We start from the raw sequence: 24,687 nt of genomic DNA, 5'->3' as shown, positions 1-24,687 counted from the left end.
TCACTCCTGAATTAGATAATCTGACGAACTTCGTCGAGCGTGGTGGTGCCGTAGGTGCCAAGATCCAACTGGTTGCCATTGCCGCTCAGCGTTACCCCCTGCACCAGCGCAAATTTCAGCGGTTGCGCCACCAGCTGCGTGGTGCCGCTGCTGGCGGTAATGCTGACGTTGTACGCACCATCCGCCACCGCCGCGCCGTCCGTGCCGGTGCCGTCCCAGGTAAAGGTGTGCACGCCTGCGGTCAGTGCGCCGATATCCAGCGTTTTGACGACATTGCCGTTACTGTCGGTTATCGTAGCGGTCACTTTGTCGGCCGCCTGCTCAAGCTCAACGCCAAACGGCGTGGTATCTGTGCCGTCGCCATCGCTGTTTTTGCCCGCCAGCACTGTCGTGCCGGGGATCATCACGCCGTGACCAATCAGCGATGACGCCTGCAATGATTTGCTGCTGTCGATTTGCCCGGAAATGGAACCCAGCGACGTATTGAGTTTCTCAATACCGCTTACGGTGCTGATTTGCGCCAGCTGGCTGGTGAGCTGGCTGTTATCCATCGGGTTGGTGGGGTCCTGATTTTTCAGCTGCGCCACCAGCAGTGTCAGGAAACTGTTCTGTAAATCATCCGCGCTGCTGCTGGTCAGCGACCCGCTGTTGCTGGTTGCGCTGGTCGCGCTGGTGCTATTGACGTTCACTGCAATGGACATTGTTCTCTCCGTTATTGACCCAGCGTGAGGGTCTTGAGCATCATGCTTTTCACGGTGTTCATCACCTCGACGTTGGCCTGGTAGCTGCGCGAGGCCGACAGGGTATTAACCATCTCGCCGACCACATCAACGTTTGGCATGCGCACATAACCCTTTGCATCCGCCAGCGGATTACCCGGCTGGAAGACCAGCTTATCGGGCGCCTGGCTTTCAATCACATCGCTCACTTTTACCCCGCCCGTTGCCGCCCCCGGCTGCGCGTCCACCTGAAAAACAACTTGTTTTGCACGATACGGCTGACCATCCGGGCCGGTGACGCTGTCGGCGTTTGCCAGGTTACTGGCGGCCACGTTCAGCCGCTTGGACTGCGCGGTGAGCGCTGAGCCCGCCACATCAAAAATATTCAGTAAGGCCATACATTAATTCCCCTGCTGGAGGACGCTCATCATCCCCTTGATTTGCCCACCCAGGACCGTAAGCCCGGTCTGATACTGCAAACTGTTATCGGCGAACTGCGTGCGCTCGCGATCCATATCAACGGTGTTTCCGTCGAGTGCGGGCTGATCGGGAATGCGGTAAAGCAAATCGGTGGCGGCAGATGAGAGATTTTGTGCGGGTATGTGACGAACGGATGTGAGCGACAGCGCCACACCGTTGGTGCCAGCCCGTCCTCGTTCCATCACTTTTTTCATTTCACTGGCAAAATCGATATCGCGCGCCTGATAACCCGGGGTATCGGTGTTGGCGATATTAGCGGCCAGAATCTCCTGGCGCTCAGCGCGCAGATTCAGCGCTTCCTGTTGAAAACGCAGCGCGGCGTCGAGTTTATCGAGCATGGCTCCTCCGCAGATGACAAAATTCCAGCCGACAGCTTAATTCGCCTTATGCGCGCGTTATCGCCGGAATAAACACAATATGCGTCGCTATTTATTCCGTTGAAGTCGGTAGCAGATGCGTAAAATACTCACACTACCCTCTCTGACGGAGTGTTCGATGCTGAAGCTCACTACCTCACTGGCCGCGTGTTTACTGCTCGCCAGCCCGTTCGCCCACGCTCTGGACCTGCAAAGTCAGCTGTCGTCGTTTTTCAGCCAAAGGCTGGAAGGGTTAAGTGATGAGGTTGTGGTACAACTGCGTAGCCCGCTCGCGATGCAGCCCTCCTGTGAGCAACCGGTGCTCAGTACGCCAGGTAATGCCCGGCTGTGGGGGAACCTGAACGTGGTGGCACGCTGTGGCAATGAAAAACGTTATTTGCAGGTAACGGTGCAGGCCACAGGCAATTATGTGGTCGCCGCCGGGCCGATTGCGCGTGGCACCATGCTGAATGCACAGTCGGTCACGCTGAAGCGTGGCCGTCTGGACCAATTGCCGCCGCGCACGATGCTGGATATCAATCAGGCACAGGATGCAGTCAGCCTGCGCGATGTTGCCGCCGGGCAAGCGTTACAGCTGACCATGATCCGCGCCGCCTGGCGGGTAAAAGCCGGGCAACGCGTCCAGGTCATCGCGAAAGGCGACGGTTTTAGCGTCAACAGTGAAGGTCAGGCGCTGAATAACGCCGCCGTGGCGCAAAACGCACGCGTGCGTATGTCCTCAGGCCAGGTGGTTAGCGGCGAAGTGAATGCGGATGGGAATGTTCTGATTAACTTATAATCTTAATAAAGAAAGTACGGCGATTGCCGATAAAGTATTAACAAATGAAAATGGCAATCCCTGCGCCATCATAAGCCTCCATGAGGAAAGCACATGAGCATTGAACGTACATCGCCTCTGAATCCTGTTAACGCGGTACAGGCTCGCGAACCAAACGAGACCCAAACGCCGAAAGCGCGTGTGGAAAAAAACGCTGAGATTAACAGCACCAGCGTCAAACTGAGTGACGCCCAAACAACCCTGACGCAATCAGATACCCGTGATATCAATCTGGATCGCGTGGAAGCGTTGAAAACCGCTATTCGCAACGGTGAGCTAAAAATGGATACCGGTAAAATTGCTGATGCGTTGATTCAGGAAACGCAGAATTATCTACAGAGTAACTAACCGCATGAGTCGTCTGCCCGATATTTTGGATCAAATGACCGCTATCCTGAACTCGCTGAAAGAGGTGATGGATGCCGAGCAACAGCAGCTTTCTGCCGGAAGCGTGAACGGAAGCCTGCTGCAGCGCATAACCGAAGATAAAAGCTCGCTGCTGGCGGCGCTCGATTATCTGGAACAACAGCGTCGCATGGAGCAGGAAGCGCAGCGTTGCGCCAATGACGATGACGTGACTTCGCGCTGGCTGAACATTACGCAGAAAACGCAGCAACTGCGTGATCTCAATCAGCACAACGGCTGGTTGCTGGAAGGCCAAATCGCCCGTAACCAGCAGGCACTGGACGTGCTGAAGCCTTTTCAGGAGACGGGATTGTATGGCAAGGATGGGCAAACGGCGGGACAACCGCGCAGCGGCAAGAAATTTACCGTCTAACTGCAATCAGGACGGCGGGAAACATCACGCTCCCGCCGCCGCATCTTATTACGCCGTCCGGCGTGTAAACTCTTTCACTTTGAAACCCAACACCGCAAGCGTGGCGAAGTAGGCAAAAATCCCCACCACAACCACCGCCATCAGGCGTAACAGGCGCACCGGCATGGCCCCCTGCGACCACTCTGGCATAACGTGCATCATCCCCAGCAGCGCTGCAGCCATCACCAGCACCGCGACAATCAGACGCACCAGGAATTTGCTCCAGCCCGGCTGCGGGGTGAAGATTTTCTGCTTACGCAACTGCCAGTAGAGCAGGCTGGCGTTCAGGCAGGCCGCCAGACCAATCGACAGCGACAGACCCGCGTGTTTCAGTGGGCCGATAAACGCGAGGTTCATTAGCTGCGTCATAATCAACGTTACAATCGCGATTTTCACCGGCGTTTTGATGTCCTGACGCGAGTAGAATCCCGGCGCCAGTACTTTCACGACGATAAGCCCTATCAGGCCGACGGAATAGGCCACCAGCGCACGCTGCGTCATCGCCGCATCAAACGCGGTGAATTTACCGTACTGGAACAGGGATACGGTCAGCGGTTTCGCCAGAATACCCAGCGCCACGGCGCTCGGCAGCGCCAGCAGGAAGCACAGGCGCAGCCCCCAGTCCATCAGACGGCAATATTCATCATGATTACCGCTGGCAAAGCTTTTCGACAGCGACGGCAGAAGGATCGTCCCCAGCGCCACACCCAGCACGCCGGACGGGAACTCCATCAGACGGTCAGCGTAGTACATCCACGAAACGGAACCGGAAACCAGGAAAGAGGCAAAAATGGTGTTGATAATCAGGGAAATCTGACTGACGGAGACACCAAGGATAGCCGGCCCCATTTGCTTCACCACGCGCATCGCGCCCGCATCTTTTAAATTGATGCGCGGCAGCACCAGCATGCCAATTTTCTTCAGATGCGGTAGCTGATACGCCAGCTGGAGCACGCCGCCCACGGTCACCGCCCACGCCAGCGCCAGCACTGGAGGGTTAAAATAGGGTGCGGCAAACAGCGCGAAACCAATCATGCTGACGTTAAGCAGTGTGGGCGCAAACGCCGGCACCGAGAAGCGGTTCCAGGTATTAAGAATGGCCCCCACCAGCGAGGCGAGTGAAATCAGCAAAATATAGGGGAAGGTAATGCGCAGCAGCTGCGAGGTGAGGTTAAATTTATCCGCCGTATCGGCAAAGCCCGGCGCGGTGATCGTGATAACCCACGGTGCCGCCAGCATACCAATGACCGTCACCAGCGCTAACGCCAGCGTCAATAAACCGGAAACATAGGAAACAAATACCCGGGTCGCGTCTTCACCCTGCTTGCTTTTGTATTCCGCGAGAATCGGCACAAAAGCCTGAGAAAACGCGCCTTCGGCAAAAATACGGCGCAGCAGGTTAGGCAGCTTGAACGCAACAAAGAAGGCATCTGTCGCCATTCCCGCACCAAAAACCCTTGCCACGATGGCATCACGCGCAAAACCCAGCACGCGTGAAAACATGGTCATCGAGCTGACAGCTGCCAGCGATTTTAATAGATTCATTAACGTGTTATTCCACAACCGGAAGCAAAATGCCTGCAACAGCCCGGCGCGATGGCCGGGCTGCGGTTTACAGGCAGGAGCCTGAAGAGGCGTTAGTCTACCGGGTTCGGGATGAATTGCTACTGCCAGATGTTACAGCAGGTTATTCATCAACGGCCTCGCGCCACAGCGCTTCTACGATACGTTGCGCCATCAGCGCCTGGTCGCCGGCGGTTTCCGGAACCGTCTGATTTTGCACGCATTCAATAAAGTGGCGCGCACAGCCGACGAATCCACGCTGCTCAAGCGTGGTCTGCCAGCCAGGTATGGGGCGGGTCAGCACGCCTGCGCCCCGCTCTTCTCGCCATTCACGCATATCGGTAATGTCATACAACGCACCGTCCGTCACCGCCTGCACCCACTCGCGCTGGCTACCGGCGCGGCGATGCATGCTGGTTGTCACGCTAAGCGTAGGATGGCTGAAGTGGTGCTCAGCGTAGAGCATCTCGCCATCGTCTGTGGTTTGCAGCGTGCCGTTGCTTAAGGGCGCATGACCGCCCGCCAGCCACAGCGCGGTGTCGACCACATGCAGATAATCATCCAGCAGGGTGAAGTGCAGATCGTGCGGGCCGACGCTGTCAGTGCGATGTTTATCCATTCGCAGCGACGCCGCATTGGCGAGATTGCCTTTCAGCTCACGATACAGCGGCGCGAAACGGCGATTAAACCCCACCATCAGTGTTAATTTCTTGCGTGCGGCCAGTTCGACCAGACGCTCGGCATCGCTCAGTTTTTCCGCCAGCGGTTTGTCGACGCAGACGTGCACGCCCGCATTCAGCAGTTCGCTGACCACCGAATAGTGCGACGCCGTTGCGCTGTGGACAAACACAGCATCGCACTGCGCCGCCAGTGAGGCTAACGAGTCCGCATACGGCATGCGGTAGGTTTCGCACACTTTCAGCGCCTTCTCTTTACCCGGCGACCAGGCCGCCTGCAACGTCCAGTCGGTGGCGGCGCTGAGGACCGGAAGCCACGCCTTCTGCGCGATCCCACCCAGCCCAACCACGCCTACGCGTAATTTTGCCATCGTTATTCTCCGAGGTGCGCCAGCAGGGAATCCAGGCGCTGTTTCAACTCCGCCACTTCGCCTTCCAGTGCATCAACGCGCGCGCGGAGATCGTCATCCGCCGGGGCGACATCATCGGCGACCTGGGCCAGCACCTCCATTTCACCGCTGAAAAGGTGCATATAGCGGCTCTCGCGCTTGCCTGGCTCGCGCGGCAAACGCATCACAAACGGGCCATCATCGCGCGTAGCCAGGCGTTCAAGCGTGGCTTCCACTTCCGCCATATCGCTGAATTCATGCATGCGCTGCGCACGGCCCCGTAACTCACCCGGCGTTTGCGCACCGCGCAGGAGCAGCGTGGTGATGAGTGCCACTTCGGCGCTGGAAAGCTTCAAATCGCCGAACTCAGAATTGCAGAAACGTTGTTCATATTTGGTCACGCGATTGCCAAAGCCGCTGACCGTACGCAGGTAGTGACGTTTAACAAGCGTATCCAGCAGATCCTGCACGTCAGGCTCGCTGAGCGTCATCACCGGTTCACGGTTGGTTTTCTGGTTACAGGCCGTCACCACGCCGTTAATCGACAGCGGATACTGCTCGGGTGTCGTGACCTGCTTTTCCAGCAGGCAGCCAATCACGCGCGCTTCCAGCGGGGTTAATTCATATTTCATCTCTTCTCCTTAGCGACCGGCTGTCCATTCTTGTGTAGTGAGTGCGGTTAAGACGTGGTCACGCCATTCGCCGTCAATCAGCAAATAGTTTTTGGCATAACCCTCTTTTTCAAACCCCAGCCGCGCCAGTAAGTCGCCGCTGCGCTGATTGTGTGGCATATAGTTCGCCATAATGCGGTGAATATGTTGGGTGCGTTGCATATAACGAATAGCGCTGGTCAGGGCTTCAAACATCAGCCCCTGCCCTTGCCACTTTTGCCCAATCGAATAACCAAGGTAGCAGGCGTGGAACGATCCGCGCACCACGTTAGAGAAATTGGCGACGCCAATGATTTCTTTCTCCTCCGGGTCGAGCAGCGCAAAATAGTACGCGCTTCCCTGCTTATGGAACTCATTAATCATCGACAAGCGAGCCTGCCAGCCGGAAGGATAACAGTGGCTATCGTCACGGATGGGCTCCCAGGGTTTCAAAAACTGCCTGTTTTCTGCGTAATAATCGGCAAGACGCCATGCATCACGGTCATGGACCAGACGCACAACCAGACGATCGGTTGTCAAACGCACTTTCGGTACGTTACTGCGATAGCCAAACATCTCTTACTCCTGTACCTGAATAATAACCCGGGTTAACTCACTATACCTGTCCACAGGGGGTCTGTGAAAACAGCAACATACCTTTTTTCATACCCCGATCGCGATTTCGATAAACAAGCTCAATCAAAGCACCATTTTGATAAAAAAATATTGTCGCTGGCAATATGGGAAAAGGTGAAGCGACCCGGCAGAATGGAGAGGTTCATCTCTTTTATTCCCCTGGAGGGGAAATGTCCCGCGTATCGCAGGCAAGGAGCCTGGGTAAATACTTCCTTTTAGTCGATAACATGCTGGTTGTGCTGGGCTTTTTTGTCGTCTTTCCGCTGATCTCCATTCGTTTTGTCGACCAGATGGGCTGGGCGGCATTAATGGTCGGGATTGCGCTCGGTCTGCGTCAGTTAATTCAGCAAGGTTTGGGTATTTTTGGCGGGGCGATAGCTGACCGTTTCGGCGCCAAACCGATGATTGTAACCGGCATGCTGATGCGCGCGGGCGGTTTTGCCATCATGGCAGTCGCGCACGAGCCTTGGGTGCTGTGGCTCTCCTGTTTGCTTTCTGGGCTTGGCGGCACGCTGTTCGATCCCCCGCGTTCCGCACTGGTGGTGAAGCTGGTGCGTCCGGCGCATCGAGGCCGCTTTTTCTCACTATTGATGATGCAGGACAGCGCCGGCGCGGTCATCGGTGCGCTGATGGGCAGTTGGCTGCTGCAATATGACTTCCGACTGGTATGTAGCGCGGGTGCGGTGCTGTTCATTCTGTGCGCCATTTTCAACGCCTGCTACCTTCCGGCATGGAAACTCTCTACTGTGAGAACGCCAGTACGTGAAGGGCTTGCGCAGGTGCTGCGTGATAAACGTTTTGTCACCTACGTGTTAACCCTCACGGGTTACTACATGCTGGCGGTGCAGGTGATGCTGATGCTGCCAATCATGGTGAATGATATTGCGGGCTCGCCTTCTGCCGTGAAATGGATGTACGCCATTGAAGCCGCGCTGTCGCTTACCCTGCTCTACCCTATCGCGCGCTGGAGCGAAAAACGTTTTCGCCTTGAGCAGCGTCTGATGGCGGGCTTGCTTCTCATGACGGTCTCCATGCTGCCGATTGGCCTGGCCACCTCGCTACAGCAGTTGTTCACGTTAATTTGTACATTCTATATCGGTTCGATTATCGCGGAGCCAGCGCGTGAAACCCTGAGCGCACATCTGGCAAATGCCCGCGCGCGCGGCAGCTATATGGGCTTTAGCCGTCTGGGCCTGGCCTTTGGCGGCGCCCTCGGCTACACCGGTGGCGGCTGGCTATTCGACAGCGGGAAAGCGCTGAACCAGCCGGAACTGCCGTGGGCGATGCTGGGGCTTATCGGCATCATCACGTTTGTTGCATTATGGTGGCAGTTCAGCCCTAAACGCGCCGCCTCCGGCATGCTTGAACCCCGCCATTAACCCTTTTATTCTGCATCATTGATGGTCTGCAAATTACGCAGACCATCAGTAAAATCTCATCCTAAGAAAGAAGATATGGCACTTTCAGTATTTTCCGCTGTCATAATCACGACTGAAAGCGCAAGCTGCCTGCGGACAGGATTACAGCACAGCATCATATTGAGGAACTTCATGAAGAAATTTTTTGTCATTGCCGCACTGATCGTTGGCGGCCTGGTGGCGGGTTGTAATCAACTGACGCAATACACAGTGAGTGAACAGGAAATTAATCAGGCGCTGCAAAAGCACAATAATTTCTCGAAAGATATAGGCCTGCCCGGCGTGGCCGACGCGCACATCGTGCTGAATAATCTCACCAGCGCCATAGGCCGTGAAGAGCCGAATAAAGTCACCCTCACCGGTGACGCTAAACTCGATTTAAACTCGCTGTTTGGCAGCCAGAAAGCGACCATCGACCTGAAACTGAAAGCGTTACCGGTCTTCAACAAAGAGAAAGGTGCGATATTCCTGCAAGAGATGGAAGTGGTCGATGCCAAAGTGACGCCGGAAAAAATGCAATCGGTGGTGCAAACGCTGGTGCCTTATCTGAACCAGTCGCTGCGTAATTACTTTAATCAGCAACCGGCTTACGTGCTGAAAGAAGATGCCAGCAAAGGCGAAGCACTGGCCAAAAAATATGCGAAGGGCATTGAGGTAAAACCAGGACAAATTATTATCCCGTTTACGGATTAACATCGTAAAAAAGACGCCCGGCGGATATTTTCGCCGGGCGTCTTTTTTTACAGAAAGGAGTGCAAAGGAAAACGTTTACGTTTATCCTTAGTGCCCGGCAAAAAACAGCCCTAATGACTGATTTCCCACCAGGCCGGAGCACACCCATGACCGCATTACCGCAAGTTTTGAAAATTCGCCGCCCAGACGACTGGCATATCCATCTGCGTGATGGCGAGATGCTGAAAACCGTCGTGCCTTATACCAGTGAGCTCTATGGTCGTGCGATCATCATGCCAAATCTGGTACCGCCTATCACCACCGTGGAAGCGGCAATCAACTACCGCCAGCGCATTCTGGATGCCGTTCCGGCAGGCCACGATTTCACTCCGCTGATGACCTGTTATCTCACCGACTCCCTCGATCCAAATGAAGTGGAACGCGGTTTTCAGGAAGGCGTATTTACGGCAGCCAAACTGTATCCGGCAAATGCGACAACCAACTCCAGCCACGGCGTCACCAGTATCGATGCAATAATGCCGGTGCTGGAAAGAATGGAAAAACTCGGAATGCCGCTGCTGGTTCATGGTGAAGTCACTCATGCCGACATCGATATTTTCGACCGCGAAGCACGCTTTATCGAAACGGTTATGGAGCCATTGCGCCAGCGACTGCCGGGGCTGAAAGTGGTGTTTGAACACATCACCACTAAAGATGCCGCCGATTATGTCCGCGAGGGTAATGAACTGCTGGCTGCGACAATCACCCCGCAGCATCTGATGTTCAACCGCAACCACATGCTGGTAGGCGGCGTTCGCCCGCATCTTTACTGCCTGCCGATACTCAAACGTAATATCCACCAGCAGGCGCTGCGCGAACTGGTCGCCAGCGGCTTCGGGCGCGCATTCCTCGGGACTGACTCCGCGCCGCATGCGCGTCATCGCAAAGAAGCCAGCTGCGGCTGCGCGGGCTGCTTTAATGCGCCCACTGCGCTTGGCAGCTATGCCACCGTCTTTGAAGAGATGAACGCATTACAGCACTTCGAAGCCTTCACCTCGCTGAATGGCCCGCGCTTCTATGGCCTGCCGGTGAATGAATCTACCGTTGAGCTGGTACGAGAAGAGAGCCAGGTGGTTGAGAGTATTGCCCTTTCTGACGATACTCTGATCCCCTTCCTCGCCGGTGAAACCGTACGCTGGACGGTCAAAAAATAAATCGCACGCTCCCTGTTGTAAGTTTTTCGCTTTAACTGTATAAATATACAGTACACATACAGGGGGCAACCATGCGCATTGAAGTGACTATTGCTAAATCCACAACCCTCCCCGCTGGGGCGCTTGACGCACTGGCGGGTGAACTCTCCCGACGAATTAACGATCAGTTTCCAGATAGCGGCGGCACCGTTTCGGTACGCTACGCATCGGCAAATAACCTTTCGGTTATCGGTGGCATTAAAGAAGATAAAGACCGGATCAGCGAAATTCTCCAGAAGACCTGGGAAAGCGCGGATGACTGGTTCATACCCTAAATAATTCGAGTTGCAGGAAGGCGGCAAGTGAGAGAATCCCCAGGAGCTTACTCAAGTAAGTGACTGGGGTGAACGAACGCAGCCAACGCATCTGCAACTTGAAGTATGACGGGTATAACCGACTAATTTGCTCCCTCATTGTGTTCTTTGCCGGGTCGCCCCGGCTTTTTTATTTCTCGCCGGCCACTTCTTTTTGGCCCTATTCTGATTCCATTAATAAAATCTCAGCCATAATGGTGATTTATTGCGCAACAAAACGCGCTATTTAGGAATTTGTGTTGCATTTTATTTAAAATCTCGAATATTAAGTAAGTTGTTGGTATACTGAAAAAGCTTCGAAAAAAACCTGCATTGAACCTCGAGAGTTGTTGCCTTTTAACAAAGATATAAGGGGTTATGATGGAAAAGAATAATGAAGTCATCCAGACCCATCCCCTCGTTGGATGGGACATCAGCACCGTTGATAGCTACGATGCGCTGATGCTGCGCCTGCACTACCAAGACCCCAATGAATCGAGCAAGAAAGAAGCTGAAATAGGTCAAACGCTTTGGTTGACCACCGATGTCGCTCGTCAATTTATTTCTATATTAGAGGCGGGCATCGCCAAAATTGAATCCGGCGATTACCAGGCGAATGAGTATCGCAGGCATTAGTGCTGATACGAATAATTATCAAACAGGCACCTTCGGGTGCCTTCTTTATTTTCAGGCTTGTATCAGGCTGGCTTGTTAATTACCCTGCTATACACGTCATCATTCAAGCTGTCTCTGCGTTGGCTGCGATCACTCACCCGAATCACTTACGTGAGTAAGTTCATCGGGACTCGCTCACTTGCCGCCTTGATACAGCTTGAATGATTTTGTGTATAAACATCATCCTGCATGCTGATGCGGCTTAACAAAAAACAATTCCAGGAAGCGCTATGCAATATGACCTGATCATTGTCGGCAGTGGCTCCGTTGGGGCGGCTGCCGGATACTACGCCCGTAAAGCGGGCCTTAATGTCCTGATGACCGACGCCCACATGCCGCCGCATACCGAAGGCAGCCACCACGGCGATACACGACTGATTCGCCACGCGTATGGTGAAGGCGAAAAATATGTCCCGCTGGTGCTGCGCGCGCAGCAACTGTGGGATGAACTGGCCGCCGCCAGCGGTGAAGATTTGTTTGAACGTAGCGGCGTGGTCAATCTTGGGCCAGCGGATTCCAACTTTCTTGCCACCGTAGTGCAGAGCGCGGAAAAATTCGGCCTTGATGTAGAACGCCTGGATGCCGCAGGTGTGATGGCACGCTGGCCGGAAATTCAGGTGCCCGATGACTACCAGGCCATCTTTGAGCCAGCGTCCGGCGTGCTGAAAAGTGAGCTTGCGGTCAAAACATTGATTGCGCTCGCAAAGGAAGCGGGTTGCGCGCAGCTCTTCAATTGCCCGGTCACCGCCATTGAACATCACGCTAACGGAGTCGCGATAGAAACGTCAGAAGGCCGCTTTGAAGGGAAAAAACTGCTGCTCAGCGCCGGTACCTGGGCTAAACAGCTCTACCCGCAATTGCCAATACAGCCGGTGCGTAAAGTGTTTGCCTGGTTCCAGGCCGATGGCCGTTACAGCCGCAAAAATAACTTCCCGGCGTTTACGGGGGAATTGCCGAATGGCGATCAATTCTACGGTTTCCCGGCGGTTGAGAATGAACTTAAAATCGGCAAGCATAATGGCGGCCAGCTAATCAATACGCCGCAAGGACGCAAACCGTTCGGTAGCGTCGCGACCGATGGCTCTGAGGCTTTTAGCTTCCTGCGCAATATTCTGCCCGGTATTGGCGGCTGTTTACACGGCGCGGCTTGTACCTATGACAACACAGCGGATGAAGATTTTATTATTGATACACTGCCCGGTCAGCCAAATACGTTACTGATTGGCGGATTGAGTGGTCATGGGTTCAAGTTTGCGACGGTATTAGGTGAAATCGCCACGCGGTTCGCGCAGTCACAGCCAGAGACATTTAACCTGGCGCCCTTCTCGCTTTCCCGTTTTGACGATTAATGAGTGCGGTTTGCCTGATGGCGTTACGCTTATCAGGCCTTCACTCGAAAGCAACTGTAGGTCAGGTACGCGCGGCGCCACCTGACAAAAACGCAGGCACATGCGATGATGTGCCTTTAAAGAGAATAATGATGCAGCGTCTATATCACTACCTGGTCAACAACCTGCGCGAACACTTTATGATTTACGTCGCGCTCTGTCTGCTGCTGGCCCTGATCGATCTTATCTGGATTTTCTTCGCCTGATCACTCTGGGTCAGGAATACCCAGTTTAGTATTCAGCCGACCACGTGATTTATTAAAAATCTTGTTGCCATTTTCACGTCCGGCGCGGCGTTTACGCTGCTCCTCTTCCGGCAGTTTGTGCTCTTCCTGGCAGGCTTCGCTACAGCATCCGTCATATTTTTCCGCGCAGGTCGGGCACTGAATGAAGAGCAGATGGCAGCCGTCGTTCAGGCAATTGGTGTGACTGTCACAGGCCGTACCGCACTGGTGGCAGTGGGCAATCACCTCGTCAGAAATACGCTCTCCCATCCGCTCGTCAAACACAAAGTTCTTGCCGATAAAGCGCACCGGTAACCCCTGCTCACGTGCGCGGCGGGCATATTCAATAATACCGCCCTCAATGTGCCACACCTGCTTAAAGCCGTTATGTTTCATCCAGGCGCTCGCTTTTTCACAGCGAATCCCCCCGGTGCAGTACATCACAATCTTCTTGTCTTTATGTTCCTGCATCATCTCGACGGCTTTCGGTAACTGATCGCGGAACGTATCTGCCGGGATCTCCATCGCGCGTTCGAAATGGCCGACTTCATACTCATAGTGGTTGCGCATATCGATGAACACCGCATCCGGGTCATCCAGCATGGCGTTGACCTCCGCCGCTTTTAAATAAGCGCCGACATCGTTCGCATCAAACGAGGGATCGTCAATGCCGTCCGCCACAATGCGGTCACGCACTTTCATGCGTAGCACCCAGAATGATTTGCCGTCGTCATCCAGCGCGATGTTAAAGCGCAGCCCGTCCAGCGCAGGGTCAAAACGGTACAACAACTCGCGCAGCGCATCGACATTACTTGCGGGAACGCTAATCTGCGCGTTGATCCCTTCATGGGCGAGATAAATGCGACCAAACACGTTCAGTTCGGAAAGTGCGAGGTAAAGTGCATCACGGGTCGCTTTCGGGTTAACGATGGTGAAATACTTATAGAATGAGATTGTCGTGCGTGGCTCGGTTTCAGCGAGCATCTGCGCCTTCAGAGTCTCATTCGATATGCGGTTATGTAACACTGGCATGGTGCTCTAATCCTGCAAAAGGGAATGAATTTATAAATCGGACGGATGATATAGCAATCATCGATAATTTACATCCACACATTTTGCGCTACATTTGTCTCTCCATCAAAACATCGAATGAAACATTTGCACGAATTATCGACACTCGTACTCTGGTTAGGTTTGGCTGACGGAAAAATAGTGCGACAATAGCGGAAGTGGCTCGATAAAACAGGAAAGACATGACCCAGTTACCCAAATTTACCGCGGCGTTGCTGCATCCACGTTACTGGCTAACCTGGCTGGGAATTGGCCTGCTATGGCTCATCGTACAATTGCCCTACCCGATCATTTATCGCCTCGGTAATGCCATAGGTCGTGTGGCGATGCGTTTTATGAAGCGTCGTTCAAAAATCGCCTATCGCAATCTCGAGCTATGCTTCCCACAAATGAGTGAAGCTGAGCGTCATCAGCACGTTGTGAAGAATTTCGAATCGGTTGGTATGGGCCTGATGGAAACCGGGATGGCGTGGTTCTGGCCCGATCGTCGTATCGATCGCTGGACGGACGCCAGCGGTCTGGAGCATATCTCCGCCATGCAGGAACAAAAACGTGGCATTTTGCTGATCGGTATTCATTTTCTGACACTGGAAATGGGGGCACGAATGTTTGGTTTCTTTAACCCAGGCATTGGCGTCTATCGCCCCAACGACAATCCGGTTATCGATTTACTGCAAACCTGGGGACGGATGCGTTCCAATAAATCGATGATTGACCGGAAAGATTTAAAAGGCATGATCCGCGCGCTGAAAAACGGCGAAATCGTCTGGTATGCACCTGACCACGACTACGGCCCACGCGCCAGCGTATTTGCGCCGCTGTTTGCCGTCGAGCAAGCGGCCACAACATCAGGCACATGGATGCTGGCAAGAATGTCGAAAGCCAGTATTGTGCCCTTTGTGCCGCGCCGCAAACCTGACGGGAAAGGCTACGAATTGATTATCCTTGAGCCGGAACTCTCCCCGCCGCTGGATGATGCCGAAACAACCGCCGCCTGGATGAACAAGATTGTCGAAAAATGCATTATGATGGCCCCGGAGCAGTATATGTGGCTACACCGTCGCTTCAAGACGCGCCCGAAAGGGATGCCTTCCCGCTACTGAACGTTAGCGCAGCCTTCACGGCTGCGCTGATGCCTGGCATTGCAGTTACAATCACACAAGCGCATAATTAGCAGGCTTATTGAATTCTCTGTTCCCCCCTGCTCACTTTTGGAATTTTATGCCTGCTTCTGATGTTGATGCTCCCATAAACTGGAAACGTAATCTTACCATCGCCTGGCTTGGCTGCTTCCTGACCGGCGCGGCATTCAGTCTGGTGATGCCCTTTCTCCCCCTCTACGTCGAGCAACTTGGCGTCACCGGTCACAGTGAACTTAATCTGTGGTCAGGCATTGTCTTCAGTATTACGTTCCTGTTTTCCGCTATTGCTTCGCCATTCTGGGGCGGTCTGGCCGATCGAAAAGGCCGTAAAATCATGCTGCTTCGCTCGGCGCTGGGAATGGCTATCGTCATGCTGCTAATGGGTCTGGCACAGAATATCTGGCAGTTTTTAGTGCTGCGCGCGCTACTTGGCGTGCTGGGCGGTTTTGTGCCGAATGCCAATGCGCTGATTGCCACCCAGGTGCCGCGAAATAAAAGCGGCTGGGCGTTGGGGACTCTCTCCACAGGTGGCGTCAGCGGCGCGCTCCTCGGGCCGCTTGCGGGCGGTTTACTGGCCGATAGCTATGGTTTACGGCCCGTCTTCATCATTACCGCCTCGGTGCTCTTCCTGTGCTTTGTATTGACCTTGCTGCTGATACGCGAACAGTTCACTCCGGTAAATAAAAAAGAGATGCTGCACGCCCGCGAGGTAATCAGCTCGCTGAAGAATCCCAAACTGGTGCTCAGCCTGTTTGTCACCACCCTGATTATTCAGGTTGCCACCGGCTCTATTGCGCCGATCCTGACGCTTTACGTGCGCGATCTCGCCGGCAACGTCAGCAACATTGCATTTATCAGCGGGATGATTGCCTCCGTACCTGGCGTCGCCGCGCTGCTTAGCGCGCCCAGGCTGGGCAAACTGGGCGACAGAATTGGCCCGGAAAAAATACTTATCACCGCACTGATTCTCTCGGTGCTGCTGTTGATCCCCATGTCGTTTGTACAAAATCCGTTGCAGCTTGGCATTCTGCGTTTTCTGCTCGGCGCCGCCGATGGCGCTTTACTGCCCGCAGTGCAAACGCTACTGGTGTATAACGCCAGCAACCAGATTGCCGGGCGAGTGTTTAGCTATAACCAGTCGTTCCGCGATATTGGCAACGTAACCGGTCCGTTGATTGGCTCGGCGGTGTCGGCGACCTACGGTTTTCGCGCGGTGTTCTGCATTACCGCTGCGGTGGTGCTGTGCAATGCGATTTATACCGGCTTTAGCCTGCGCCGTCGCGCTCCAGCTAAGACTGTCGGGTGAATTTCAGCCATTTTTTCTTGCCCGTTCCAATCTTAAGCTATTCTTTCCCTGAATATACCCGGAATGTTGCCCGTCTCATCGGGCAACGCCTGAGACCACGTCAAATCGCAGGGAGAATAAGATGACTATGTATGCCACGCTTGAAGAAGCTATTGACGCGGCGCGAGAAGAATTCCTCGCCGATAACCCCTCTGTTGAAGAGAGCGATGCGGATGTTCAGCAGTTGAATATCCAGAAGTATGTTTTGCAGGACGGCGACATCATGTGGCAGGCTGAATTCTTTGCCGACGACAGCGAAGAAGGTGAATGCCTGCCAGTCCTGAGTGGGGAAGCGGCCCAGAGCGTCTTTGATGGCGATTATGACGAAATTGAGTTACGCCAGGAGTGGCTGGAAGAAAATACGCTGCATGAGTGGGATGAGGGGGAATTTCAGCTTGAACCCCCGCTGGATACCGAAGAGGGCCAGGCGGCGGCAGATGAATGGGATGAGCGTTGATTATTCGTAAGGGCCGTGGCTGGCGTCGATAGGCAGCAGGAGCGTATCGAAGATCAGCGAAAATGGCAGGTCTATAATCGTCAGCCAACGCCAAGCGGAATCCCTTAGGTCCCACTGTACGCCGGGATAGTATTGATTTCCGTGCCCCTGGCCTGGAATGGTGCGGCTGATTATGCTGCCGCATCCGCTCAATAGCAGCGTCATGGCGATGACCAGTACAATTTTCATGCAACACCTCAACGTCAGACAAAAAAATACCGGCTTTAACGCCGGTATTTTCCTTTTATTACGGCTTATTTGGCTTTCATCGCCAGCGGGTTGATCGCCAGTTTCGAATACTCATCCACCCAGGATGTGTATTTCTCAGGCGCAGCCCATACGCGATAGTGCATACGCGCCATGGTCACCGGGTCGCTCAGCAGAACTAATCGACGGTCGCGGTTGAGTTTGTCCGGCGTTTCGTTCAACGCCTGCTCAACGTGGCGGTCGCGCGCAATTTCCAGCACATGGCTGGCACGGTGACGTGCGGTTGCCATAGCCGTCGCCAGCGCGTTGTATGATGGGTTAAACACCGCGTGCATAAAGCCATCATCCAGTGTGCGGTTGCGGTTCAGTTGCAGGTAAGCATCCGTATCCGCCAGCACTTTCGGCGTGTTGTACTCTTCCGGGATCAGGAACAGTTTCCAGCGCTTGGTGCGCAGACCGATCGTTGAACGGCTCGAAATAACCGAGACGAACGGCGAAAGAATCAGCGAGAAGACAATCGGCGCCAGCCAGAACAAGAAACGCAGATCCAGCCATGCCATTCCAACAGCCCACACCAGCCCCAGCAGCAACTGAGAGCCGTGACGCATAAACGCTTCGCCCCACGGCGTAGAGTCATCATCACGTTGCGGCGAATTCCAGACCACTTCCCAGCCAAGGAACGCGCTGACCACGAATACGGTGTGGAACAGCATACGCACCGGCGCCAGCAGCACGGAGAACAGCACTTCCAGCAGCAGAGAAATCGTTACGCGGATAAAGCCGCCGTACTCTTTCGGCCCCTTACACCACACCAGAATAATACTGAGCAGTTTCGGCAGGAACAGCAGCACCATGGTTGAAGCAAACAGCGCGATCGCCAGTTCAGGACGCCACTGCGGCCACACCGGGAACAGCTGACGGGGTTGCAGGAAGTATTGCGGCTCGGTGAGCGCATGCACCACCTGAAGCGCCGTTGACAACGCCAGGAACAGGAACCACAGCGGCGCAGAAAGGTAAGACATTACGCCGGTCAGGAACACCGCACGGTGAACCGGGTGCATCCCTTTTACCAGGAACAGGCGGAAGTTCATCAGGTTACCCTGACACCAGCGACGGTCACGCTTAAGCTCATCGAGCAGGTTCGGTGGCAGTTCTTCATAGGAGCCCGGCAGGTCATAGGCAATCCACACGCCCCACCCTGCACGACGCATTAACGCAGCTTCTACGAAGTCGTGCGACAGAATCGACCCGGCGAAGTTACCGTCGCCCGGCAGCGGCGCTAACGCGCAGTGCTCGATAAACGGTTTCACACGGATGATGGCGTTATGCCCCCAGTAGTGGGATTCACCCAACTGCCAGAAGTGAAGGCCGGCGGTGAACAGTGGGCCATAGACGCGCGTGGCGAATTGCTGACAACGGGCATACAGCGTATCCATACCGGACGCGCGCGGTGAAGACTGGATGATCCCGGCGTTCGGGTTCGCTTCCATCAGACGCACGAGGTTGGTCAGGCAATCGCCGGACATCACGGAGTCGGCATCCAGCACCACCATGTAGCTATATTCGCTACCCCAGCGGCGGCAGAAGTCATCGATGTTACCGCTTTTACGCTTCACGCGACGACGACGGCGACGGTAAAAGATCTGCCCTTCGCCCTGCACTTCGGCAATCAGCTCCATCCACGCTTTCTGTTCTGCAACACAGATATCCGGGTTGTAGCTGTCGCTCAGAATGTACACATCGAAGTGTTTCTGCTGACCGGTCGCTTTCACCGATTCCCAGGTTGCACGCAGGCCCGCGAAGACGCGATCGACGTCCTCGTTACAGATAGGCATGATAAGCGCAGTGCGATGCTCCGGGTTCAGCGCCTCATCGCCCACCGTGGACGCGGAAATACTGTATTTATCCCGGCCAATCAGCAGTTGCAGGAAGCCCATCAGGGCAGTCCAGAAACCGGCTGAGACCCAACAGAACAACACAGCAAACAGCACCAGGATGCCACTTTGCAGCAGATACGGCAGCAGCTGCATGAAAGAGACCCACAGGTCCTGGCCGACCATATCGGCAGGGTTAATAAATGCCCATCCCTGATACGGCAGAATGGTTTTCATGTACCAGGTCGCTACGACCGTCTGCGCCAGCGTCAGGATCAGCAGAATGTAACGGCGGATCGAACCAGTCGTACGCCATTTTTGCTCGTGCTCCTGCTCTTCTTTCGTCAGACGAGAGACATAGCGCGGGGTAACATCACGACCACGCAGGCGATCCCAGAAGCGACCAATCGGATTGGTGCGCCAGGGGTCCGGGAACATGGAAGATCGCTTCGCTTTCGGCATCGCCTGAAGCTGAGTGCGACCTTCGTCATCTTTTATGAGCTGGTCACCGGCCAGAGAGTCTGGCCAGTTTTGCTCAAGACGCGCTTTCACGGATGCGAGCGGGGTATCGTCATCGCGTTCAAACGTTTGATGCTCGGTATCCAGCGCTTCGTGCACGGCACGCAGGCTGGAATCGGGCAGCGCCGATTTTTCCGCCTCCGTGAGCGACAGCGCGTCAATGTACTTCGTTGTCTTATTCATTGGCAGGCAGCTGATAGCTCCAGGTTTCACTCAGCGTTTGGTCAGCGTTGACCAGCGCCGCGCGCATTTCAGTGGTTTTCTTCGGATCTTTCACTTTAACGCGCAACGTCAAGCGCCAGCCTTTGGTGACCGGGTTATAACGTACGCTGTTTTCAACGATTTCACCGTTATCGCCAATGCTGGCTTGTGAAGTAACAGGCGTATCCTGCGGCAGTTTTTTCATGTCCGCGCCGGAGAAATCCACCACGAAGGCTATCGTGCCATCCGGTTGACGAATCAGGTTGGACTGTTTCACATCACCGGTAGAGCGACGGGTCTGCACAACATACGCACTATCCGGCGCATGCAGTTTGTCTTCGTCACGGCTGAAGGTGATGCTGTATTTGTAGTTCATCTCTTTACCGGCTTCCGGGAGCTGGTCCGGCGTCCAGTAAGCGACGATGTTATCGTTGGTTTCATCGTTGGTCGGAATTTCAACCAGTTCAACGGTCCCTTTACCCCAGTCACCTTTCGGGGTGATCCAGGCGCTTGGGCGCAGGTCATAACGATCGTCGAGATCTTCAAAACGGGAGAACTGACGGCCACGTTGCAGCAAGCCAAAGCCCTGCGGGTTCTCAGTAGCGTAGCTGCTGACCGCCAGATGTTTCGGGTTATTCAGCGGACGCCAGATCCACTCACCATTGCCCGCATGAATAGACAGACCGTTTGAGTCATGCAGTTCCGGACGATAGTTAGTGACCTGCGACGGCTGGTTCGGCCCAAACAGGAACATACTAGTCAGCGGCGCAACACCCAGTTTACCGACTTTGTCACGCAGGTAGATTTTGGTTTGTACATCTACAACCGTGTCACGACCTGGCATGATGACAAAACGGTAAGCCCCTGTAGCGCGAGGAGAATCCAGCAGTGCGTAGATGGTCAGGCGCTTGTCGGTGGCTTTTGGACGCTCGATCCAGTATTCACGGAAACGCGGGAACTCTTCACCGGACGGTAAAGCGGTGTCGATAGCAAGACCACGTGCGGATAAGCCATACACCTGCCCCTGGCCCAGTACACGGAAGTAGCTGGCACCCAGCATGCTGACGATTTCGTCGTTTTTGCCTTTGCTGTTAATAGGATAAAGCACTTTAAAACCGGCAAAGCCCAGGTCTTTTACCGTGTCTTTATCGTGCTGTACATCACCAAAGTTAAAGTAGTCCGGGTTGTATTTAATTTTGCGTACGGACGTAGCGGTAACTTCGTTAATGGTAACCGGCGTGTCGAAGTACATACCCTGGTGGTAGAACTCGAGCTTAAATGGGGTCTTAACGTTGCTCCAGTAGGCCTTATCGTGGTTGAACTGAATCTGTTGGTAGTCCGCGTATTTCATCTCGCGGAATACGGAAGGCAGGTTGCTTTTCGGCGCTTCATAGCTCTTCCCGGCCAGTGATTTCGCCTGCTTTGCAACGTCATCAATGCTAAACGCCCATGCAGATGAAGTACACAGGGACAACATTACGGCAGCGCCAATCCAGCGCATTTTCATCATCTGTGGTTTATTGTTCATATAGCTAAGCACTTCCCCCTTTGTGTGCTTAAATCGATCCGATCCATTTTACTGGAAACTCAAGCAATCCGACAACATAATCCCCATATTGTTCAGCATAGCGGCTCAGGGAATAAGCAACCGTTAACTGCTTTTTGCACTTTGCGTGCTTATCCTGGAGACAGGTACCCGGACTTCGTGTAGGGTTGCGTCGAATGTAAACGTTATCGCCGCGTGCGATAAGACGAATAGTCTGAGAATTTAGCTAACTCTATGAATAATGTACCTGCACAGCGCGAGTATTTCCTCGATTCCATCCGCGCATGGCTGATGCTCCTGGGTATCCCTTTCCACATTTCTCTGATTTACTCCAGTCACACCTGGCATGTTAACAGCGTTGAACCTTCATGGTGGCTCACACTATTTAATGATTTTATTCATGCCTTCCGCATGCAGGTGTTTTTTGTCATCTCCGGCTATTTCTCCTACATGCTGTTTTTGCGTTATCCGCTGAAGAAATGGTGGAAAGTGCGTGTAGAGCGCGTCGGGATCCCCATGTTGACCGCGATCCCTCTGCTGACGCTGCCGCAGTTTCTGATGCTGCAACACGTCAAAGGCAAGACGGAAAGCTGGCACACGCTGTCGCTCTATGACAAATATAATACGCTGGCCTGGGAACTGGTGTCGCATCTGTGGTTTTTATTGGTTCTTGTGGTGTTGACCACACTTGGCATCTGGGCATTTAAGGTGATTAAGCGCCGCCAAACGCCAGGATGTTTAGATAACCTCACCATGGGCAAACTGACGTTCGGGTTCTTGCTGCTGGGCATACTGTACGCCGCTATCCGACGCACGCTGTTTATCGTTTACCCGCCAATTCTCAGCGATGGTCTTTTTAATTTCGTGGTGATGCAAACGCTTTTCTATGTGCCCTTCTTCGTGCTGGGGGCGCTGGCATTTATTCACCCACGCGTAAAAGCGCTGTTTACCACCACCTCCTGGCCGTGTGTCATTGCCGCCATCGCGGGTTTCCTCGCCTATCGTCTGAATCAACAATATGGTTCCGGCGATGCGTGGATGTATGAAACCGAGTCAGTGATTACTATGGTGCTGGGTCTGTGGATGGTTAATGTGGTGTTTTCTCTGGGCCACCGCCTGCTGAATTTTCAGTCTGCACGCGTGACCTACTTCGTTAACGCCTCGCTGTTTATCTATCTGGTGCACCATCCGCTGACGCTGTTTTATGGCGCGTGGATCACGCCGAATATTAGCTCTAATATCGTGGGCTTTATCACCGGACTGGTCTTTGTGATTGGGGTTGCACTGGTGCTCTACGAGATCCACCTGCGTATTCCGCTACTGCGTTTCCTGTTCTCAGGTAAACCACAGCAGAAGGTTGAAAAAGTGCAGCCTTCACGCGGCTAACACCCAAACAAAAACGCCTGATACGTTGTGGTATCAGGCGTTTTTTTATGCCTCGACGTCGTCGCCCTGCTGGCTTAATAAACGTTTATACAGCCGGGCGTTTTCTTCGTCATAACAGACAAACCAGACTTTCTCCGGCGTGCGGTGAAACGTCAGAAAACGCTCAACCGTATGAAAAGCGATTTCTGCGGCGGCGGGTTTCGGGTAGCCGTACACGCCGGTCGAGATTGCCGGAAAGGCAACGCTTTGATAGCCGTTATCCAGCGCCAGTTGCAAGCTATTGCGATAGGCCTGCTCCAGCAGCGAGGCTTCGTGCGCATTGCCACCCTCCCATACTGGCCCGACCGTGTGGATGACCGCTTTCGCCTTCAGATTACCTGCATGGGTAATCACCGCATGACCCGGTGGGCATGTCCCTTGTTGCTGGCGCACAACCGCGCAGGCTTCTGCTAACGCGGGACCTGCGGCACGATGAATGGCACCATCAACGCCGCCACCGCCCATCAACGATGGGTTTGCCGCATTCACGATAACATCCACATCAAGTTGAGTGATATCTCCCTGCACCACCTGAATACGTGCTGTCATGCTGACCTCCTGCCGACCACAAATCTGTTATCCGTTAGACAATAGAGGTGGTGAGCTTACTGACAAATAATAGAAACCCTCTGCGGGGTTGCCATTATTGATACTGCACACTAATCACAGCAAGCGTTTTCTGTTTGTTAAGCCACTGCAGATCCAGCGTGGCTTCCTTCAGGTGTTGTGTTTCTCCGTGAGAAAGCGACGTGACGGGAATCGTATTTTGATGATGAGCGCCGTCGCGGTAGCAAGAAACGTTGACATTGCGCGTCGAGGGAACCACCGAGCATCCGCCTTCCACGATCTGGCCGCGAAAGTGAATAACGCCTCCCTGGCCTAATCGCTCGGATTCCGCCAGCGCATCGAAACAGAGGGCGGGAGTAAAACAGAGTATCAACAACGCATTACCGAAAAATGCTTTCATGTAAGCCTCTTAACAAAGCTTCATCCCTGATTGTTGATTACTGGTTGTCATCTGTGCATCTTCTCAGGCTAGCAGCACATAAGAAGTTTTGGGGGCATCAGCAATCAGCGAATGAAATTAAATGTTGTGTTGATCAATACGTCATTTATTTTCAGAGAGTTAAATGACTCGCTATTAGCAATTCAGACAGCGATTACCAACAGAGAAGCTATCGGCAGTGGGGGAAGATACTTTAGACAGAGAGGCATTCAGATTTGTGGCGGGTCAAGGGTCCAGGTTTGCGTGAGATCGATATTGCGGCCATCAGACACATGAACAGTCACCACCACATTGTCACCCGGTGAAGGTGTCAAAATTAGCGTTGCCAGCGCCTGGGGTCTGCGCGCCTGTATTACCAGCACACTTTTTTGTCGACTTCGGCTTGATCCCGATGCGCCCTGCCGTTCGGTATCCATACTGACTTCACACTGGCACTCTACGGGTAGCGTCACCATCGGGATCACCGTGACCTGATCGCCCTCTCTTTTTGACTCAAAGCTCAGCGTTCCAATAACCATTGCAGCAAGAATGAGAGCGGTCATCGTGTAATTTACCTCTCTGAGAGTGTCAGAAACAGGGCCGAGTCAACGAAATACGCCTTTAAGCATCCATCTCAATTCTCTCAATAAGAATTATCCTAAGTTATTATTACCGCTCGTTAAATCTGCTTGAAATATTATTTATAATACAATGAAAAACGTTAACAGAATTAAATTGAAATCTATCTTATGTGCGCATGTCGTGTAACTAATGCTTTTTTATTATTTTTTTAAAAGACTTCAATATCAACATGATATGTATTAGTGC

The 24,687-nt window shown here is 53.7% G+C and carries 28 protein-coding genes; 14 read left to right on the top strand and 14 right to left on the bottom strand.

Annotation, left to right across the window (positions count from 1 at the left end):
* Positions 1 to 11: 11 nt before the first annotated feature.
* From flgD to flgB, 3 genes are read right to left on the bottom strand one after another with little or no spacing between them, the layout of a single operon-like run.
* Positions 12 to 701, bottom strand: coding sequence for a flagellar hook assembly protein FlgD (gene flgD / locus NMC31_RS03315; protein ID WP_108475748.1), 690 nt, complete (start codon positions 699 to 701; stop codon positions 12 to 14).
* A gap of 11 nt (positions 702 to 712) precedes the next feature.
* Positions 713 to 1,117 (bottom strand): flagellar basal body rod protein FlgC, encoded by a 405-nt coding sequence (gene flgC / locus NMC31_RS03310; protein ID WP_149464683.1) that lies wholly within the window; start codon positions 1,115 to 1,117, stop codon positions 713 to 715.
* Between the two features lie 3 nt (positions 1,118 to 1,120).
* Entirely contained in the window at positions 1,121 to 1,537 is a 417-nt protein-coding gene (flgB, locus tag NMC31_RS03305; RefSeq protein WP_253896952.1) for a flagellar basal body rod protein FlgB, read from the bottom strand.
* 157 nt (positions 1,538 to 1,694) lie between these two features.
* Here flgB and flgA point away from each other — a divergent pair, with 157 nt between their 5' ends.
* The 3 genes from flgA (at position 1,695) to flgN (ending at position 3,171) form a co-directional block, all read left to right on the top strand.
* On the top strand, positions 1,695 to 2,354 hold the full coding sequence (flgA, locus tag NMC31_RS03300) for a flagellar basal body P-ring formation chaperone FlgA (RefSeq protein WP_149464681.1): 660 nt from the start codon (positions 1,695 to 1,697) through the stop codon (positions 2,352 to 2,354).
* A gap of 93 nt (positions 2,355 to 2,447) precedes the next feature.
* Positions 2,448 to 2,741 (top strand): flagellar biosynthesis anti-sigma factor FlgM, encoded by a 294-nt coding sequence (flgM, locus tag NMC31_RS03295; protein ID WP_149464680.1) that lies wholly within the window; start codon positions 2,448 to 2,450, stop codon positions 2,739 to 2,741.
* A gap of 4 nt (positions 2,742 to 2,745) precedes the next feature.
* On the top strand, positions 2,746 to 3,171 hold the full coding sequence (gene flgN, locus NMC31_RS03290) for a flagella biosynthesis chaperone FlgN (RefSeq protein WP_253896951.1): 426 nt from the start codon (positions 2,746 to 2,748) through the stop codon (positions 3,169 to 3,171).
* Positions 3,172 to 3,219: 48 nt separating this feature from the next.
* Here the strand turns inward: flgN and murJ are convergent, their stop codons facing one another.
* The 4 genes from murJ to rimJ form a co-directional block, all read right to left on the bottom strand.
* Positions 3,220 to 4,755: a murein biosynthesis integral membrane protein MurJ gene (gene murJ, locus NMC31_RS03285; protein WP_253896950.1), complete on the bottom strand. Its 1,536-nt coding sequence runs from the start codon at positions 4,753 to 4,755 to the stop codon at positions 3,220 to 3,222.
* Positions 4,756 to 4,897: 142 nt separating this feature from the next.
* On the bottom strand, positions 4,898 to 5,821 hold the full coding sequence (locus tag NMC31_RS03280; protein WP_253896949.1) for a Gfo/Idh/MocA family protein: 924 nt from the start codon (positions 5,819 to 5,821) through the stop codon (positions 4,898 to 4,900).
* A gap of 2 nt (positions 5,822 to 5,823) precedes the next feature.
* Complete coding sequence (locus NMC31_RS03275; RefSeq protein WP_253896948.1) at positions 5,824 to 6,471, bottom strand: YceH family protein; 648 nt, start codon at positions 6,469 to 6,471, stop codon at positions 5,824 to 5,826.
* A gap of 9 nt (positions 6,472 to 6,480) precedes the next feature.
* Entirely contained in the window at positions 6,481 to 7,065 is a 585-nt protein-coding gene (gene rimJ / locus NMC31_RS03270) for a ribosomal protein S5-alanine N-acetyltransferase (RefSeq protein ID WP_108475757.1), read from the bottom strand.
* Positions 7,066 to 7,295: 230 nt separating this feature from the next.
* On the opposite strand from rimJ, the gene mdtH reads away from it, so the two are divergent.
* From mdtH to NMC31_RS03235, 7 genes are all read left to right on the top strand, one after another.
* On the top strand, positions 7,296 to 8,504 hold the full coding sequence (gene mdtH, locus NMC31_RS03265; RefSeq protein ID WP_253896947.1) for a multidrug efflux MFS transporter MdtH: 1,209 nt from the start codon (positions 7,296 to 7,298) through the stop codon (positions 8,502 to 8,504).
* 171 nt (positions 8,505 to 8,675) lie between these two features.
* The gene (locus NMC31_RS03260) at positions 8,676 to 9,236 is read left to right on the top strand and encodes a lipoprotein (RefSeq protein WP_149464674.1); all 561 of its coding nucleotides are present in this window, start codon (positions 8,676 to 8,678) and stop codon (positions 9,234 to 9,236) included.
* Between the two features lie 146 nt (positions 9,237 to 9,382).
* Positions 9,383 to 10,429 (top strand): dihydroorotase, encoded by a 1,047-nt coding sequence (gene pyrC, locus NMC31_RS03255; protein WP_253896946.1) that lies wholly within the window; start codon positions 9,383 to 9,385, stop codon positions 10,427 to 10,429.
* A gap of 71 nt (positions 10,430 to 10,500) precedes the next feature.
* On the top strand, positions 10,501 to 10,743 hold the full coding sequence (gene dinI / locus NMC31_RS03250) for a DNA damage-inducible protein I (protein WP_253896945.1): 243 nt from the start codon (positions 10,501 to 10,503) through the stop codon (positions 10,741 to 10,743).
* A gap of 399 nt (positions 10,744 to 11,142) precedes the next feature.
* Positions 11,143 to 11,397 (top strand): biofilm formation regulator BssS, encoded by a 255-nt coding sequence (bssS, locus tag NMC31_RS03245; protein WP_015964888.1) that lies wholly within the window; start codon positions 11,143 to 11,145, stop codon positions 11,395 to 11,397.
* A gap of 269 nt (positions 11,398 to 11,666) precedes the next feature.
* The gene (solA, locus tag NMC31_RS03240) at positions 11,667 to 12,785 is read left to right on the top strand and encodes an N-methyl-L-tryptophan oxidase (protein WP_253896944.1); all 1,119 of its coding nucleotides are present in this window, start codon (positions 11,667 to 11,669) and stop codon (positions 12,783 to 12,785) included.
* Positions 12,786 to 12,916: 131 nt separating this feature from the next.
* On the top strand, positions 12,917 to 13,030 hold the full coding sequence (locus NMC31_RS03235) for a DUF2770 family protein (RefSeq protein WP_015964890.1): 114 nt from the start codon (positions 12,917 to 12,919) through the stop codon (positions 13,028 to 13,030).
* Here the strand turns inward: NMC31_RS03235 and trhO are convergent, their stop codons facing one another.
* Entirely contained in the window at positions 13,031 to 14,080 is a 1,050-nt protein-coding gene (gene trhO, locus NMC31_RS03230) for an oxygen-dependent tRNA uridine(34) hydroxylase TrhO (RefSeq protein WP_149464669.1), read from the bottom strand. It abuts the gene before it with no gap.
* Positions 14,081 to 14,301: 221 nt separating this feature from the next.
* On the opposite strand from trhO, the gene NMC31_RS03225 reads away from it, so the two are divergent.
* The 3 genes from NMC31_RS03225 (at position 14,302) to NMC31_RS03215 (ending at position 17,063) form a co-directional block, all read left to right on the top strand.
* The gene (locus NMC31_RS03225) at positions 14,302 to 15,222 is read left to right on the top strand and encodes a Kdo(2)-lipid IV(A) acyltransferase (protein WP_149464668.1); all 921 of its coding nucleotides are present in this window, start codon (positions 14,302 to 14,304) and stop codon (positions 15,220 to 15,222) included.
* A gap of 118 nt (positions 15,223 to 15,340) precedes the next feature.
* A complete protein-coding gene (gene mdtG, locus NMC31_RS03220) occupies positions 15,341 to 16,567 on the top strand; it encodes a multidrug efflux MFS transporter MdtG (RefSeq protein ID WP_253896943.1) in 1,227 nt (408 codons plus the stop codon).
* 121 nt (positions 16,568 to 16,688) lie between these two features.
* On the top strand, positions 16,689 to 17,063 hold the full coding sequence (locus NMC31_RS03215) for a MysB family protein (protein ID WP_253896942.1): 375 nt from the start codon (positions 16,689 to 16,691) through the stop codon (positions 17,061 to 17,063).
* On the opposite strand, the gene NMC31_RS03210 is transcribed toward NMC31_RS03215, so the two are convergent.
* The 3 genes from NMC31_RS03210 to mdoG form a co-directional block, all read right to left on the bottom strand.
* Positions 17,064 to 17,291, bottom strand: a complete 228-nt coding sequence (locus NMC31_RS03210; protein WP_149464665.1) for a YceK/YidQ family lipoprotein — start codon at positions 17,289 to 17,291, stop codon at positions 17,064 to 17,066.
* 65 nt (positions 17,292 to 17,356) lie between these two features.
* On the bottom strand, positions 17,357 to 19,885 hold the full coding sequence (gene mdoH, locus NMC31_RS03205; protein WP_253896941.1) for a glucans biosynthesis glucosyltransferase MdoH: 2,529 nt from the start codon (positions 19,883 to 19,885) through the stop codon (positions 17,357 to 17,359).
* On the bottom strand, positions 19,878 to 21,431 hold the full coding sequence (gene mdoG / locus NMC31_RS03200; RefSeq protein ID WP_188016900.1) for a glucans biosynthesis protein MdoG: 1,554 nt from the start codon (positions 21,429 to 21,431) through the stop codon (positions 19,878 to 19,880). Before mdoG ends, mdoH begins: the two co-directional genes overlap by 8 nt.
* Positions 21,432 to 21,683: 252 nt before the next feature.
* On the opposite strand from mdoG, the gene mdoC reads away from it, so the two are divergent.
* The gene (gene mdoC / locus NMC31_RS03195) at positions 21,684 to 22,835 is read left to right on the top strand and encodes a glucans biosynthesis protein MdoC (protein WP_253896940.1); all 1,152 of its coding nucleotides are present in this window, start codon (positions 21,684 to 21,686) and stop codon (positions 22,833 to 22,835) included.
* Positions 22,836 to 22,880: 45 nt separating this feature from the next.
* Here the strand turns inward: mdoC and ymdB are convergent, their stop codons facing one another.
* The 3 genes from ymdB to csgC all read right to left on the bottom strand — a co-directional run bounded on the left by ymdB (position 22,881) and on the right by csgC (position 24,422).
* Positions 22,881 to 23,423, bottom strand: a complete 543-nt coding sequence (gene ymdB, locus NMC31_RS03190; RefSeq protein ID WP_253896939.1) for an O-acetyl-ADP-ribose deacetylase — start codon at positions 23,421 to 23,423, stop codon at positions 22,881 to 22,883.
* A gap of 94 nt (positions 23,424 to 23,517) precedes the next feature.
* Positions 23,518 to 23,841 (bottom strand): YmdA family protein, encoded by a 324-nt coding sequence (locus tag NMC31_RS03185; protein ID WP_253896938.1) that lies wholly within the window; start codon positions 23,839 to 23,841, stop codon positions 23,518 to 23,520.
* Positions 23,842 to 24,089: 248 nt separating this feature from the next.
* Complete coding sequence (gene csgC / locus NMC31_RS03180) at positions 24,090 to 24,422, bottom strand: curli assembly chaperone CsgC (protein ID WP_253896937.1); 333 nt, start codon at positions 24,420 to 24,422, stop codon at positions 24,090 to 24,092.
* Between the last annotated feature and the right edge of the window lie 265 nt (positions 24,423 to 24,687).

The sequence above is a fragment of the Pseudocitrobacter vendiensis genome (assembly GCF_943590815.1).
In the GTDB taxonomy this organism is placed as follows: domain Bacteria; phylum Pseudomonadota; class Gammaproteobacteria; order Enterobacterales; family Enterobacteriaceae; genus Pseudocitrobacter; species Pseudocitrobacter vendiensis.
This window is presented reverse-complemented; position numbering and strand designations above follow the sequence as displayed.

Bases quoted from the DNA above. Each gene is read 5' to 3' on its own strand.
- mdtG (WP_253896943.1), top strand. From the start codon at position 15,341: ATGCCTGCTTCTGATGTTGATGCTCCCATAAACTGGAAACGTAATCTT.
- flgA (WP_149464681.1), top strand. From the start codon at position 1,695: ATGCTGAAGCTCACTACCTCACTGGCCGCGTGTTTACTGCTCGCCAGC.
- rimJ (WP_108475757.1), bottom strand. From the start codon at position 7,065: ATGTTTGGCTATCGCAGTAACGTACCGAAAGTGCGTTTGACAACCGAT.
- pyrC (WP_253896946.1), top strand. From the start codon at position 9,383: ATGACCGCATTACCGCAAGTTTTGAAAATTCGCCGCCCAGACGACTGG.
- NMC31_RS03185 (WP_253896938.1), bottom strand. From the start codon at position 23,841: ATGAAAGCATTTTTCGGTAATGCGTTGTTGATACTCTGTTTTACTCCC.
- mdoC (WP_253896940.1), top strand. From the start codon at position 21,684: ATGAATAATGTACCTGCACAGCGCGAGTATTTCCTCGATTCCATCCGC.
- mdoG (WP_188016900.1), bottom strand. From the start codon at position 21,431: ATGAACAATAAACCACAGATGATGAAAATGCGCTGGATTGGCGCTGCC.
- flgM (WP_149464680.1), top strand. From the start codon at position 2,448: ATGAGCATTGAACGTACATCGCCTCTGAATCCTGTTAACGCGGTACAG.
- murJ (WP_253896950.1), bottom strand. From the start codon at position 4,755: ATGAATCTATTAAAATCGCTGGCAGCTGTCAGCTCGATGACCATGTTT.
- mdtH (WP_253896947.1), top strand. From the start codon at position 7,296: ATGTCCCGCGTATCGCAGGCAAGGAGCCTGGGTAAATACTTCCTTTTA.
- NMC31_RS03210 (WP_149464665.1), bottom strand. From the start codon at position 17,291: ATGAAAATTGTACTGGTCATCGCCATGACGCTGCTATTGAGCGGATGC.
- dinI (WP_253896945.1), top strand. From the start codon at position 10,501: ATGCGCATTGAAGTGACTATTGCTAAATCCACAACCCTCCCCGCTGGG.
- NMC31_RS03235 (WP_015964890.1), top strand. From the start codon at position 12,917: ATGCAGCGTCTATATCACTACCTGGTCAACAACCTGCGCGAACACTTT.
- bssS (WP_015964888.1), top strand. From the start codon at position 11,143: ATGGAAAAGAATAATGAAGTCATCCAGACCCATCCCCTCGTTGGATGG.
- NMC31_RS03260 (WP_149464674.1), top strand. From the start codon at position 8,676: ATGAAGAAATTTTTTGTCATTGCCGCACTGATCGTTGGCGGCCTGGTG.
- flgN (WP_253896951.1), top strand. From the start codon at position 2,746: ATGAGTCGTCTGCCCGATATTTTGGATCAAATGACCGCTATCCTGAAC.
- ymdB (WP_253896939.1), bottom strand. From the start codon at position 23,423: ATGACAGCACGTATTCAGGTGGTGCAGGGAGATATCACTCAACTTGAT.
- mdoH (WP_253896941.1), bottom strand. From the start codon at position 19,885: ATGAATAAGACAACGAAGTACATTGACGCGCTGTCGCTCACGGAGGCG.
- flgC (WP_149464683.1), bottom strand. From the start codon at position 1,117: ATGGCCTTACTGAATATTTTTGATGTGGCGGGCTCAGCGCTCACCGCG.
- csgC (WP_253896937.1), bottom strand. From the start codon at position 24,422: ATGACCGCTCTCATTCTTGCTGCAATGGTTATTGGAACGCTGAGCTTT.
- NMC31_RS03215 (WP_253896942.1), top strand. From the start codon at position 16,689: ATGACTATGTATGCCACGCTTGAAGAAGCTATTGACGCGGCGCGAGAA.
- NMC31_RS03275 (WP_253896948.1), bottom strand. From the start codon at position 6,471: ATGAAATATGAATTAACCCCGCTGGAAGCGCGCGTGATTGGCTGCCTG.
- NMC31_RS03280 (WP_253896949.1), bottom strand. From the start codon at position 5,821: ATGGCAAAATTACGCGTAGGCGTGGTTGGGCTGGGTGGGATCGCGCAG.
- flgD (WP_108475748.1), bottom strand. From the start codon at position 701: ATGTCCATTGCAGTGAACGTCAATAGCACCAGCGCGACCAGCGCAACC.
- solA (WP_253896944.1), top strand. From the start codon at position 11,667: ATGCAATATGACCTGATCATTGTCGGCAGTGGCTCCGTTGGGGCGGCT.
- flgB (WP_253896952.1), bottom strand. From the start codon at position 1,537: ATGCTCGATAAACTCGACGCCGCGCTGCGTTTTCAACAGGAAGCGCTG.
- NMC31_RS03225 (WP_149464668.1), top strand. From the start codon at position 14,302: ATGACCCAGTTACCCAAATTTACCGCGGCGTTGCTGCATCCACGTTAC.
- trhO (WP_149464669.1), bottom strand. From the start codon at position 14,080: ATGCCAGTGTTACATAACCGCATATCGAATGAGACTCTGAAGGCGCAG.